We start from the raw sequence: 13,594 nt of genomic DNA on the forward strand, positions 1-13,594 counted from the left end.
TTGGCAATAGCTTCATAGTCAGATATTTTCAACGATTTCATGGACCCCTGCGAAGGTCTAACACCTGGCGTCCGCGGCGCTCCTGGCATAACTACCAACAAATTAGAGCCTAAGCTTGAAATAGAATTTTCAATATCTTGCTTTACTCCATTACCAATAGATACCAATGCAATAACGGCAGCTACACCGATAATGATACCTAACATGGTCAAGAGAGATCGTAATTTATTTGCAACCAAGGAAGCCCATGCCATTAAGAAACTTTCTTTATACATTAGGCACCTCCTTTAGAGGAGTTATATTAGGATTAAGCGAGTCCTCTACAATTAAGCCATCATTCAAGACCACGTTACGACTAGCATACGTAGCAATGTCCGGTTCATGAGTAACGAGAAGAATCGTACGACCTTCATCATGAAGACCTCGAAAGATATTCATAACATCGATTGTCGACTTGGAATCAAGATTCCCTGTCGGCTCATCGGCCATAATAATAGCAGGATTATTTGCTAAGGCACGAGCAATCGCTACACGTTGTCGTTGTCCCCCAGACAACTCGGATGGCAAGTGATCCATACGATCGCCCAAGCCCACAGACTGCAATAGTTGAGAAGCCCGTTCAATGCGCAACTTTTTATTTACACCGGCGTAAATCATAGGTAGTGCTACATTTTCAAGGGCAGTTAATTTTGTTAACAAATTAAAATTTTGAAATACAAAACCTATTTGTTTATTACGCACATATGCAAGCTCATCATCAGATAAGGTAGCCACCTCATCTCCATTAAGCCGATAAGAGCCCGTTGTAGGGCGGTCCAAACATCCGAGAATATTCATAAAGGTAGATTTACCGGAGCCTGATGGACCCATAATGGATACAAACTCACCCTTATTGACAAGCAAATCAATGCCATGTAGAACAGGTACTGATAATTTGCCATTCACATAGGTCTTTGTAATCCCTTGTATGTCAATTACTGTTTGGTTCATAAGCACCTACCTTTAGAATGGTCCAGCTACATTATTCTTTGGCGCATTCACATCACCACTCACGATGATTTCGTCACCTTCAGACAAACCTTTTAGAATTTGAACATTAGTATCCCCAGTTACACCTGTAGAAACAGCGGTACGTACTGGTTGACCATCTTTTATAACATATACATACTCGCCTTGTTTATCCGTACGAACGGCAGTAAGAGGTACAACTAATGTATTTTTAATATCTTCACCAAAAATTGTGGCACGAGCCGTCATAGAAGGTAAGAAATTGCCTGAAATATTTTCAGGAATTTGAACTTTAACCGTATAGTATACTACGCTCGTACTTGTAGCACCCATGTTACCTTTTGTACCCTTTGCAATTTCAGCTACATAACCTGTGAAGGTTTCACCTGGCTTAGAGTCTACAGTAAACTCTACTTTAGCCCCTTGTTTGATATTGCCAATATCTGTTTCATCTACAGTAAGATAAATCTCTAAATTTTTTAAATCTGCAATGGTAGCAATAATCATTTGTGTGGAGATACCAGTACTAATAGTTTGACCTGCTTTTAGTGGTGTACCTACAACAGTACCAGACATTGGAGCTGTAATCGTAGCATCACTTAAATCCGCCGCAGCACGTTCATAGGTAGATTTAGCACGTTCATAAGCTGTTACAGAATCATCATATGTTTGTTGTGCAATAGCATCTTGAGCCGCCAAAGATTTATAACGATTCATATCAAGTTCTGCTTTAGCCAAAGCTGCACGGGCATCATCAACAGAAGCTTGTAATTGACGTGTATCAATGTAAGCGATAACTTGCCCCGCCGTAACTTGATCATTCTCTTTAACTAAAACTTTTTCAAGTTTACCAGCAACATTTGTAGAAACATCTACATAATTTACAGGGTTAATAGTACCTGTGGCACTGATACTAGTTTTTACATCACCTTTTTCTACCTTGCCAGTAGTATATAAAGTTTGTGTTTGACTTGCATTTAGACTATCTAAGTAGAAATATGTGCCGCCACCAAGAACACAAAGAACAACCGCACCAGTCACTATGCGTTTACGATGCTTTCGTAAGAACTCTTTCATTATGATCTCCTTTTTTAAAGATGAAGATATATTAAAAAGATATTAATTCTATATAAACACATATAGTATTTTTAAATTATACAGCACCAATTACTTTTATGCAATATAATTTCATTATTGAATAACTTATGATATATAAAAAAAATGGCCCTTACGGGCCATTAACTGCTCAATATAGATAATAATCTATAATCCATCTCATTAATTGGGAATTCAAGTCGTTCTGCCTCTTCATAAGATAGTGCGCGAATATGACCATCTATATACCCTACTAATCGATTATCTACACCACTCATCAAAAGATTAAGACAGGCTTCACTCATACGAGCCGCTAAAATAGCATCAAATGCCGATGGGCCTCCACCACGTTGTAAGTATCCTAACACGGTTAGGCTAGGATCAAATTCCGTATGCTCCTTGATGAAAGCTTTCACCTCACCACTGTTATAGGCACCTTCCGCAACTAGGATAACACTATATTCCTTACCCCGAATTTGTGTTTCCTTTAAGTGGCGACACACCGCATGTAAAGGCATTGGATTTTCAGGAACTAATACTATTTCCGCTCCACAGGCAAGACCAGCTTTTAATGCAATATGGCCGGCTTTTCGCCCCATGACCTCTACAATAGCTACACGTTCATGGGAGTTTGATGTATCACGAATACGACCAACTGCATCAACTACCGTATTAAGAGCCGTATCATATCCTATCGTATATTGCGTGCCACCCATGTCATTATCTATAGTACATGGAATAGTCATAGTGGACATGCCAAGTTTAGATAAACTTGTAGCACCACGCATGGAACCATCCCCACCAATAACGACCAGATGGTCAATGTCATGAGCTTTCAAAATATCATAAGCTTTTCGTTGAATCTCTTCATTTTGAAATTCTGGAAAACGAGCCGTTTTCAGCATCGTGCCACCTTGTGTTATGATGCCACCAACGTCTCGATTCGATAAGGGAAATATCTTTTCCTCAATAATACCTAAATAGCCACGCTCAATGCCAAACACTTCAAAGCCTTCATATATAGCTTTTCTAGTTAGCGCTCTTATGGCGGCGTTCATTCCAGGTGCGTCTCCGCCGCTTGTTAGTATTGCGATTTTTCTCATATCCATTACCCCCTTGTGGTGTACGTTTTTTGGATATACTATCTGCCTTACGTTCTTTATCCGTTTGATAAGAAGTCTTTTTTTTATGACGTTTATCATACCGGACTTTATTAGATATTGCTTTATCTGATACTACTTCAGTAACTTCTTTTATTCTACTTTGATGATTATTAAATTGTATTTCACTAGATGCTACTTTAGCATCCACATCGTTTGTATCATTGGGTTGACGTCTTGCTTTAAATTGCACATCTGAGGCCTCTAATTCGTCCTCGATACGATGTATGAAATCATAGGTCCGACCATTTGTTGTGTCTAGTACAAAATCGCACTGCTTATACACGGGCTTCCACGATTGTATCATAGCATGTACAAAGGCATTTACATTATTATAGTCCATAGTTGGTCTTTTCCCAACGCGGCGATTCACACGACTCACAATACGGAATTGTGCAGCTCGGATGCCAATAATATAAGAATATTTTTTTAATACCTTTAAGGTGCGATGTTCAATAGGAAAATTACCACCTACAGAAATCACTGCTTCGTGGTATAAGCAAACCTTTTTTAGTACATCCATTTCAGCACGGCGGAATGCTTTTTCTCCTATCTTTTTAAATATTTCAGCAATGGGCAACCCAAAACGACTTTCTAATACGCGATCGGTATCTACAAATTGCCACCCCTTGCGTTCCGCAAGGTTCCTGCCAAAGTGACTTTTACCACTTCCCATAGAACCGATAAGCATAATATTGCGTTTTATTATCATGTATCATGTGCCCCTTATTATTACATATCCTTCATTGTACTATAAAATGACACAAAAACAAAGACAGACTATAGACATAAAATCTATAATCTGTCGCTATATAATACACCTGATTTTAATTAAGGCTTTACAGTTGATTTGACTGCACAGTGCACATAAACCACATTACCTTTACGTTCTATATCTTCTATTTCTATACGGCGTGAAGGGTCCTTTTGTTCAACAGTATTAATCCAGTTAATCATACGCTCTGTACTACCTAATAGCGTTAATTCTAGTATACCTTCATGCTCATCAGTACTGACAATCATTAATGGCTCTCCTTGCAAGGAATCAAAAATACTTGTATAAGAACTTGTATTAGATGTCTTGTTCTGTGTAAAAGATGCTAATAGTTTTGCTTCATTAGACACTATATAATCCGACTCAGCATTCATTTGTATAAGATAATTATCTTGTTGATTTTTTATGTTATTATTTTTTTCATCTAAATAGATATGCCCATATATAGAAAGGCTAATGAGCATCCCCCACAATACTAGAACCAATAGTATTCTCTCGATCTGATACGTTGTGCTCTCTTTTAGATCCATCCATATGGAATGTATAAACACCTTTATCTGCTTTAACTGTTCCATGACACTCCATCCCTACTAATTTTTGTTGGAGAATAGCAATAAATTTGCGACATACTTCATCACTTGTACCTATACCATCCATACTAATACGTCCCTCCTTAACACTAAGATGTTGTAAACTAATATGTTCTGCCATGGCGGCATCAAGAATATATACCACCAGAGTATTAGGTAATATATCAAACTGATTTTTAGGGAGTTTATTCTTTATTATCTTATTTCTTATTTCCATTAATTCACCGTATTGTTGATGTATTTCTTGATACTGAGTATTTGCTTGCAATTGTACAAAATCTGTCTTCTGATTTTCATAACTACGATAGCTTGACCAGCAACTATATAAGGTAACAAATCCTACGATAACGTATATAAAACTTATCCCGTAAAGAAAGTATCGATAGGTGTGCCATAAACCATGCCATCGTAACGAGCGAGGCATTAAGTTAATACGTCTATTCTTACCATCCCAATCCAATCCATTTAAGCCCCCTTGCTGCCATACCAATAGCCATATCCCAATCTATTTGTCCTTGCTTGCAACGATTACGACCTCGACCTAAGAATAATAATGGAATATATTCAGTTTCGCCATACATGGAGATTATGCCTTCCATATCTGTCCGTTCTTCGTTTGTTATAGATTCTAACCCATACATTCGAACCCCCTGAATCTCATCCATACCAAAGTCTTGTAACCTCACTTCTAACTTATCCATAGCTTCAGCTACATCGCTACCTGTAATAGGTACCGTACACTCTTGAATGCATATATCATTCCACCAAAGCCATAAATGCATGGAGCCGTCTTCCACAACGCCTGTTACAGTACCACTACGCCGCATCAAACAGTAACAAATAGGAATAGGCCAAAAATCAATAACATCAACGGGTGCATAAGTATCTCGTATACCTTGTTTCAAAAGTTCTAGAGAATGTCGATCTACAGCTACCATAAACATATGATAATTATGGCGTGGATATTCCCGACGACATGCATCCATTTGGAAACTATCCCCATCAAAGCTAAAGTAGTCTTCTACATTCCACTTTATGAACTCCTTCATATCAAAATCGTGGGGATCATAGGGTGCCACATGCATTTGTGTATCGATATTAGCAACAATACTATAGGCTCCTTCATCTAAATCATATGTTTCTATAAACTTTGTAACGTCTTCATCAATAGGTCCCGTACGCTTCATTTCTAACGCATCAGTAATGACCATTGTTTTATTTTCTATATGGGCGGTAACACATACAATATGTTCATCAGTTATACATACTCCAGAATGTATTTTCTTTTTTCGTTTCATAGAATCACCTCAATAAGGTTTTACCTTTATAACATGCATATGTTTTTCTCTATCTACGGTCACATACATATGTACACGACTCACGATTTCACTATTCTTCAGTCTTCCATAACTCATAATATGACGCGGATTATCTGTTGAGCTGTCCGCTTCAATAGTAATCTCTACATTTTCATCATCTATCACAACTAGTTTATTTTGAAAGTCCCATACATTTCCTAATTTACAATAGCCAACAAACCAATGAGCACCTCTTTGTGCCGCGTAATGAGCTTCTTCCAAATGCAATTCATCTACCACATTACTTTCACATATTTGTCCTATACGAAGCCCCATAAAAGCTAATAGTAATAAAAAGGACATCGTAAGTATCGCTATATATGTAATAAAGCCCGCGTTATGGGCTCCTATGTTCATGACTTGTCTCCTCTTTACTTTTATACCAATCATAAATAGCACTCTGCCCAATAGAGACCTCATATATGGTCAGTCCTCCATAACCACTTGTATATTTCCTATCATTAACAAAACGATTGTTAATATACCAGCGCAAATATACGGTCCCATTAGTATCTACACTAAAAGGATACTCCTGAGTATAGCCCACATTTCGTTTATCTGTAGTTCCTACAATTCGACTGCCACTAACAGGTTGCAAACTACCATCTGTTAATTTTCTGTATAGTGCATGACGTTGTACGGTTAAAGTTGTACGCTTTGTATCGTGAATATATAAACTCTTATTATGGTCTTCTACACTAACCTTCACAGGGTTCCATATCATTTGAGCCACAACCATACGTCGTGTATATCGACCATCCTCCATCATAGCTACACTATCCAGTAATTTAGCATCCCACATAACTGCATAAAATACGATGCCTAACAATATGGTAAGAACTATGACAGAAATCGTCATACTAATGAGCGTAGAATACAAAATAAATCCCATATTATTTCTATTCTTATTCATATTTTTATTCTTATTTTTATTTCTATCTGTTATAAGATTCTGCTTGTATTCTTTATCCTTTCCAATTACCTTTTCTATATCCTCGCCCTTCAATGTATCCCCTCCAAATCAACTGATAGCGAGTAAACAATAGATTGATTATCGATGGCATCTACTGTTAATCGTTGTAAAGATACACCTTCTATCACTACAGGCTTTATATGTGTTTTATAGGTAATTTTTTCACTAGGACTCATAGTGAATTGAGAGTTATATACACCTACTTCTATTGTTCCAGTTTTATAGTAAGAAGCTTTGGCCCTTTCTAAATACGTTATTGTATCTTGCAATATATGATCCCAATAATACGCCTTATATATCGTAAGAGTAGCCATCCAAAATATAGATAATACAATAGGTAAAATGAGCATGATTATAGCAGCTGATATTAAAGCATCGCCATACATAAATCCTTCAGTGCACTTCTTCCCACCTAATACGCCCCGTTTGTACAGATATCCAGATGCGATTTTTCTCACCACTTTCACGATCTTTTAAAATAATTTCTGTCCCATCATAAGGTAAGCCTAAAGCTGAAAAAGAAATAATGGTCATAGACCGCGTGCTCTCAATATTTGGCGGCAATGATATGTTTACCGTATGATGATTGGCATCTTCCTCTAAAGTGTAACTATCCTTATTTAATATAAAAAGCATTCTCCCTTTACCATTAGATTTATGCCCTAGCATAGACCAAAGTTGAACTTTCTTGAGCATATACACCACCTCTTGCGTAGTACCATTTAAGGTATATCGACTAGGTGTTATTACAATAGGTAAAGCAATAGAGATGAGCAGTAAAATTAAACCAAGCGTAATAATCCATTCCGCCAGTAAAGACCCACTTTGACGATTTATAAGTTGTACCTTAACCATTGGTAAAGCACCTCCATATAGGAACCCCCATGTAAGGCACACCATCCACCAAAGCATAGAAAGGGACCAAAAGGGATGTATCGATTACGATAACCTGTTAGTAAGAGATAGAGAGAACCAACACAAAATGCTACGTAAAAGAAACATATAATTTCCCATGGCGAGAGCCACATTGCAATAGCAGAAAACCATTTAATATCTCCTATGCCAAAACCTTTATGGCTGATCAAACGAAGTCCATATGTAATAGCTCCTACGCTCATAACACTTAACATGGTTACTAACATAGATTTATCATTTATATAGCTATACATAATTCCCCCTATTACAAGAGCTAGTGCTCCTTCATCGGGCAATATATAGTAATGCATATCGATGGTAGCACCTGCTATGATGATGAGTGAAAACGCAGCATACAAAGCAATGTGAGTATAAGGTATTGCTTTCAATGAAAATATAACAGGCAGAACTATAGATGCTATATATACAATGAGCCCTATTACATAATTGGTCCCTTTCATACCTTGTCCTTTCATATATCTAACAAGTGTACTTCTTAACCTATACAAAACAATTAAGGTACACTAGGTGCTTTAACAACAACAGATTTTGAGGTCCCACCACTGACTACTTCATAAGTAATAGTGTATTCTTTTCCTTTTGCAGTCTTAACATGTTCAGTAAGATAACCTTCCTTATATAGATTTTCTACTGTTGGAGGTGTATCGACATTTTTATCAATCATATACAACTGAGTGGCATTTTTTATAATTTGAATATCTGCTGTTTCCTTAGCGTTTCGAGCTTTATCAGCAGCAGATAAGAATTGTGGCATCGCAATAGCTGCTAGTATAGCAATAACTGCCACTACAACCATTAATTCAACGAGAGTAAATCCGGCTTTTCTCGATTTTTTAAACCCTTCTCGAACACTAGAAATATGTAATCGATCTACGACCCATTGACCGCACATTTCTAATCGATGATTCATTCCATGAATCATATACATAACAGAATTCATAATATCCTCCTTTTTAATAGTTAAATAGTAACATTGTCTATTGCCCTCCTAAGTTGGCAATGGACGTAAATAAGGGATACATAACAGATACAACTAATACGGCTACACCAATTCCCATTACGGTTAGTAGAATCGGTTCCAACAATCGTTCTAAACGAGCAATATATTTTGAAAGTATAGATTCATAGTAGTATCCACAGTGGTTTAACATTTTTACTAATTCGCCACTCTCTTCTCCAATGGAGATCATTTGCCATATAAAAGAATTTCCTATTTGACCACTACGCAAACTTTCTTCAAATGAGTGTCCTGATAATAACTTTGCTTCCACCTGTTCACTACATTCAGCACCATATATATTCCCCCACAAAGGGCGAGTGATATTCATGGTGTGAATAATAGAGATACCAGAATCTAGTAAGAGAGCCCAAACTTTTAACATGCTTGTATAGTACACACAAGTACTCCATTGGTATCGGTGAGCCAATAGCCAAAGCCAACGATGTACTTTACACTTTATACTATGTTGTTTATAAGCAAATGCTAATGAACCTATTACAACACAATGTATAGCTATTACCATTAGAGGATGCGATTTTAACCCTTGTCCTAATACAAAAAGAGCTCGCGTCATCAAAGGTAATGTAATATGCATAGTGGTAAATACATTTTCAAATGAAGGAATAATAAACAATATGGTGACTAGAAAAAATATATTCATCATTAAAAGAAGAAATAAAGGGTAAGAAATAGCACTTATAACCTTTTGTTTCAGCTGCCTCTCCCAATCATAGTGACGGGATATATATTGTAAACTTTCACCCAAGGTGCCCGCTGCTTCACCACTTTCTAGTAAAGCCAAAGCAATAGGAGGACATCCTTCACTTCGTAAAGCTTGTGATAAAGTCTGACCACGCTCTATGGATTCATATAAAGCTGTATAGAGTAGTCCTCGTTTCCCCTGGCAGAGTAACTGTAAGGCACGCCGTAATGGAACACCAGATTCAATGAGTAGACCTAATTGATAAGTCACATCTACCACCATAGTATGATTCCATTTATGTTTCTTTTTTTCATCCTGCAACGATATCCTATAAATTTTATAGCCATCTCGTTTTAACCGTATTGCAATTTCCTGTTCTGAGTCACCCCACATCAAACCTTTTTCTGTTTTATCTTGATTATTTTTTACGACATATTCATAAGCCTCCATATATCCACCTACGATAATTGTTGATCAAGCAAGGTATGTAATTGTTGTTGAGCTCCATATTGTGCCTTTACATCTCGCACAGCCATTTCTAATGTTTTCATTGGTAGTTGTGTTTCTTGGATAGAAATGATTTGTGGTTCCTTACGGGTCCGTATCAAATTTGCTACTGCATGGGTATTTAGCAAAATATCACGAATAGTAATGAACTTTTTATTCCATCGAAGTAAACGCTGACATATAACGGCACGTAACACTTGAGATATTTGATTGCGTACCTCTTCTTGTTGCTCCCCAGGAAACAGTGAAATCATACGATGAACAGCCATCACTGCACGCTGTGTATGCATGGTCGCCATTACAAGGTGACCAGTCTCTGCCGCATGAAGTGCCGCTTCAAGAGTTTCACGATCTCGAAGTTCGCCTACCATAATGACATCCGGATCCTCTCGTAAGGCATCTCGAATACCATCTGACATAGTATTGATATCAGCACCTAATTGTCGTTGATGTATTAAAGACTTCTTAGGTGCAAACTCAAATTCTATGGGGTCCTCTAAGGTAATAATGTGCCGCTCCATAGTCTGATTAATGTAATCAATACAACAAGCTAAGGTAAAACTTTTACCACTGCCTGTAGGTCCACAAACAAGCAATAGACCATCATGTGCTTCACATAATTTTTGTAACAGTTGCCCCTCACTATTGTCATCTAACTTTAGTTGTTGATGACAGAGTAATCGTAATGTACCACATATAGTCTGATTAGCTCGATATAGATGAATACGGATCCGTACACCACAACAGGAACAAGCCTCATCAAGCGACTGCCACTCATAGGAGGCTATACCACAACGGCGCAAGATATCCTCGATTAATTCTGTAGTACACATAAACGAAGTAGCCTTTAATCCATCACCATGTCGCAAATAGATAGGCTGCCCACATTGTAGATGAATATCTGTTGATGATAATTGTATTGCCATTTCTACAATAGTTTCTAAACTTTCACTCTTACAACATAAGTCCACAACGATGCACCTCCTCTATAGATGTAACATGCTGAGATACGGCCTCACGAGCAGACTCTTCTAATGACAATAATAAATGTGTTTCTAATTGGTCCCAATGAGCCAAATTAGCTGGTATTTCTAAGTATTCAAATAAAGCAGTCCGTCCTTGATATACTGTACCATCGAATTTTCGTACTAGCCGTTGTGCAATAGCTCCCATTAATGTAGCCCGTATTAAATACGGCTCTACGCCCATATCCATGAGTCGCGTTACAACGCCTATAGCTGTATTGGTATGTATAGTAGATAATACGCGATGCCCCGTTAAAGCAGACTTAACGGCTAACTCTGCGGTCTCCTTATCCCTAATTTCACCAATCATAATCGTATCTGGATCTTGCCGTAATACAGACCGAAGACCTTTGGCAAAGGTAAAACCAATCTTTTCATTAATACCAATTTGGATAGCCCCTTTTATTTCAGCCTCTACAGGATCTTCTAGACAGATTAACTTTGTTTCCTCTAGATTAAGCATACGTAACATGGCGTATAAGGTGGCGGTCTTACCACTGCCAGTCGGCCCACAAATAAGCAACAAGCCATAAGGACGTTTCAATAATTGTGCAATATGCTCAAAAATATCTGTTCGCATCCCTAGCCCTTTTAAATCTTTATGGCTCCCTTCATTCCCCATAAGGCGACATACTAAGGTTTCTCCGTATAGGCTAGGCAATGTAGACACACGCATTGTTACAGACTTATCTTTATGACTCCAAGCCCAACGACCATCTTGGGGTAAACGCTTCTCGCTAATATCTAGAGAACTACACACCTTGATGCGGTTGATAATGAGTTCAGCCTCCTCAAATGATACAGTCATGTAATGTTGCAGCAGTCCATCTTGTCGTAACCGAACATGAACACCACTTTTAACGGGATCAAAGTGGATATCGCTTACATGGTGTTCTAAGGCATACAAGATAATATCGTCTAATGTTACGTCTACATACATGGTCACCTCCAATACCTTGCGGTATGTTTTTACCTCACACTAGCGTATGGCGTTATAGGTTTCGACATCAGCCTCTAAATCCCTCTTTTATTTTTAAAAATCCACGAAGCGAAAACTTTTCTATTTTTAGACATACAAAAAAGGCGCCCCGAAGGGCGCCCTTATTAAACTGTTAGATATAACGTTTCTTATTTCAAGTTATAAAAAACATCATTACCTTTATATTGTGCTGTTTCATATAACATTTCTTCAATACGAAGTAATTGATTATATTTTGCTACACGTTCAGAACGAGCTGGTGCACCAGTCTTAATTTGACCAGCATTTACAGCTACAGCAATATCCGCAATGAATGTATCTTCTGTTTCACCAGAGCGGTGAGAGACTACGCAAGTATAACCAGCACGTTTAGCAAGTTCCATAGCATCGAAAGCTTCAGTGAGGGTACCAATTTGATTAACTTTTACTAGAATGGAGTTACCTACACCAAGTTCAATACCACGAGCCAAACGTTTTGTGTTAGTTACAAATAAATCGTCACCAACAAGTTGTACGCGATCGCCAAGACGATCTGTCAACAATTTCCAACCGTCCCAATCTTCTTCAGCAAGACCATCTTCGATGGATACGATTGGGTATTTACCTACTAAGTACTCATAGAAGTCAACCATTTCAGCTGCTGTTTTAACTTTACCTTCACCAGCAAGATTGTATACACCATCTTTATAGAATTCAGAAGATGCGGAATCAAGAGCCAATTTGAAGTCTTTACCAGGTTCATAACCAGCAGTTTTGATTGCTTCACAAATTACCTCTAATGCTTCTTCATTAGATGCCAAGTTTGGAGCAAAACCACCTTCATCACCTACTGCAGTACTAAGACCTTTATTGTGAAGTACAGATTTTAAAGTATGGTATACTTCTGCACAGCTACGAAGAGCTTCTGCAAAGGATTCAGCGCCAACAGGCATAATCATGAATTCTTGGATATCTACGTTATTGTCTGCATGAGCGCCACCGTTCAAGATATTCATCATAGGAACTGGTAACTCTTTTGCATTAAAGCCACCAAGGTATACAAATAATGGCAGATCCAAAGATTCAGCTGCTGCACGAGCTACTGCCATAGATACGCCAAGAATTGCGTTTGCACCAAGGTTAGATTTATTATCTGTACCGTCAAGTTGCAACATCAAGTTATCGATTGCCACTTGTTCTGTAGCGTCATAACCGATAAGAGCAGGACCGATTTTAGCATTTACATTATCGATAGCTTTTAAAACGCCTTTACCTAAGTAACGAGATTTGTCACCATCGCGTAATTCTACGGCTTCAAACATACCTGTGGAAGCACCGGATGGAACAGCCGCTGTAGCAATAGTACCATCTTCTAAACATACTTCAACTTCAACAGTTGGGTTACCGCGGGAATCTAAAATCTCTCTTGCAATGACTTGTTCAATTACTGCCATTTTTTCACCTCATAAAATCTAATAGACGGGTTGTCTTTTGACAGCCCTAATA

General features: G+C 37.9%; 18 protein-coding genes. All 18 read right to left on the reverse strand.

From position 1 onward, the window contains the following. On the reverse strand, positions 1-275 hold a 275-nt coding region (locus tag Q0507_RS02275; RefSeq protein ID WP_298711765.1), incomplete at its 3' end, for an ABC transporter permease. Continuing rightward, on the reverse strand, positions 268-990 hold the full coding sequence (locus tag Q0507_RS02280) for an ABC transporter ATP-binding protein (RefSeq protein ID WP_298711768.1): 723 nt from the start codon (positions 988-990) through the stop codon (positions 268-270). The genes Q0507_RS02280 and Q0507_RS02275, both read right to left, overlap by 8 nt. Positions 991-1,002: 12 nt before the next feature. Beyond that, positions 1,003-2,085 carry an efflux RND transporter periplasmic adaptor subunit gene (locus tag Q0507_RS02285; RefSeq protein ID WP_298711771.1) on the reverse strand — a complete coding sequence of 361 codons (1,083 nt, stop codon included), beginning with the start codon at positions 2,083-2,085 and terminating at the stop codon, positions 1,003-1,005. 161 nt (positions 2,086-2,246) lie between these two features. Beyond that, positions 2,247-3,161 (reverse strand): ATP-dependent 6-phosphofructokinase, encoded by a 915-nt coding sequence (locus Q0507_RS02290; protein ID WP_298711861.1) that lies wholly within the window; start codon positions 3,159-3,161, stop codon positions 2,247-2,249. Next, positions 3,133-3,975, reverse strand: coding sequence for a shikimate kinase (locus Q0507_RS02295; RefSeq protein ID WP_298711774.1), 843 nt, complete (start codon positions 3,973-3,975; stop codon positions 3,133-3,135). The genes Q0507_RS02290 and Q0507_RS02295 overlap by 29 nt, the downstream gene beginning before the upstream one ends. Before the next feature lie 119 nt (positions 3,976-4,094). After that, positions 4,095-4,502, reverse strand: coding sequence for a hypothetical protein (locus Q0507_RS02300; RefSeq protein WP_298711777.1), 408 nt, complete (start codon positions 4,500-4,502; stop codon positions 4,095-4,097). Then, the gene (locus Q0507_RS02305; protein WP_298711780.1) at positions 4,492-5,088 is read right to left on the reverse strand and encodes a fimbrial assembly protein; all 597 of its coding nucleotides are present in this window, start codon (positions 5,086-5,088) and stop codon (positions 4,492-4,494) included. The genes Q0507_RS02300 and Q0507_RS02305 overlap by 11 nt, the downstream gene beginning before the upstream one ends. Beyond that, positions 5,072-5,926, reverse strand: coding sequence for a hypothetical protein (locus Q0507_RS02310; RefSeq protein ID WP_298711783.1), 855 nt, complete (start codon positions 5,924-5,926; stop codon positions 5,072-5,074). Before Q0507_RS02310 ends, Q0507_RS02305 begins: the two co-directional genes overlap by 17 nt. A gap of 9 nt (positions 5,927-5,935) precedes the next feature. Continuing rightward, the gene (locus Q0507_RS02315) at positions 5,936-6,343 is read right to left on the reverse strand and encodes a hypothetical protein (protein ID WP_298711786.1); all 408 of its coding nucleotides are present in this window, start codon (positions 6,341-6,343) and stop codon (positions 5,936-5,938) included. Further along, entirely contained in the window at positions 6,324-6,992 is a 669-nt protein-coding gene (locus tag Q0507_RS02320) for a hypothetical protein (RefSeq protein WP_367268438.1), read from the reverse strand. Before Q0507_RS02320 ends, Q0507_RS02315 begins: the two co-directional genes overlap by 20 nt. Continuing rightward, positions 6,989-7,345 (reverse strand): hypothetical protein, encoded by a 357-nt coding sequence (locus tag Q0507_RS02325; RefSeq protein ID WP_298711791.1) that lies wholly within the window; start codon positions 7,343-7,345, stop codon positions 6,989-6,991. Before Q0507_RS02325 ends, Q0507_RS02320 begins: the two co-directional genes overlap by 4 nt. 7 nt (positions 7,346-7,352) lie before the next feature. After that, positions 7,353-7,814, reverse strand: coding sequence for a hypothetical protein (locus Q0507_RS02330; protein WP_298711796.1), 462 nt, complete (start codon positions 7,812-7,814; stop codon positions 7,353-7,355). Further along, a complete protein-coding gene (locus Q0507_RS02335) occupies positions 7,793-8,335 on the reverse strand; it encodes an A24 family peptidase (protein WP_298711799.1) in 543 nt (180 codons plus the stop codon). Before Q0507_RS02335 ends, Q0507_RS02330 begins: the two co-directional genes overlap by 22 nt. Before the next feature lie 53 nt (positions 8,336-8,388). Then, positions 8,389-8,835, reverse strand: coding sequence for a competence type IV pilus major pilin ComGC (locus Q0507_RS02340; protein WP_298711802.1), 447 nt, complete (start codon positions 8,833-8,835; stop codon positions 8,389-8,391). A 37-nt stretch (positions 8,836-8,872) separates the two neighbouring features. After that, on the reverse strand, positions 8,873-10,048 hold the full coding sequence (locus Q0507_RS02345; protein ID WP_298711804.1) for a type II secretion system F family protein: 1,176 nt from the start codon (positions 10,046-10,048) through the stop codon (positions 8,873-8,875). A gap of 8 nt (positions 10,049-10,056) precedes the next feature. Next, entirely contained in the window at positions 10,057-11,076 is a 1,020-nt protein-coding gene (locus Q0507_RS02350) for a type IV pilus twitching motility protein PilT (RefSeq protein WP_012864490.1), read from the reverse strand. After that, positions 11,060-12,070 (reverse strand): GspE/PulE family protein, encoded by a 1,011-nt coding sequence (locus tag Q0507_RS02355; RefSeq protein ID WP_298711809.1) that lies wholly within the window; start codon positions 12,068-12,070, stop codon positions 11,060-11,062. Before Q0507_RS02355 ends, Q0507_RS02350 begins: the two co-directional genes overlap by 17 nt. A gap of 188 nt (positions 12,071-12,258) precedes the next feature. Continuing rightward, the gene (gene eno, locus Q0507_RS02360) at positions 12,259-13,542 is read right to left on the reverse strand and encodes a phosphopyruvate hydratase (protein ID WP_298711812.1); all 1,284 of its coding nucleotides are present in this window, start codon (positions 13,540-13,542) and stop codon (positions 12,259-12,261) included. Positions 13,543-13,594 lie beyond the last annotated feature (52 nt).

It is taken from the genome of uncultured Veillonella sp. (genome assembly GCF_938010505.1).
In the GTDB taxonomy this organism is placed as follows: Bacteria; Bacillota; Negativicutes; order Veillonellales; family Veillonellaceae; genus Veillonella.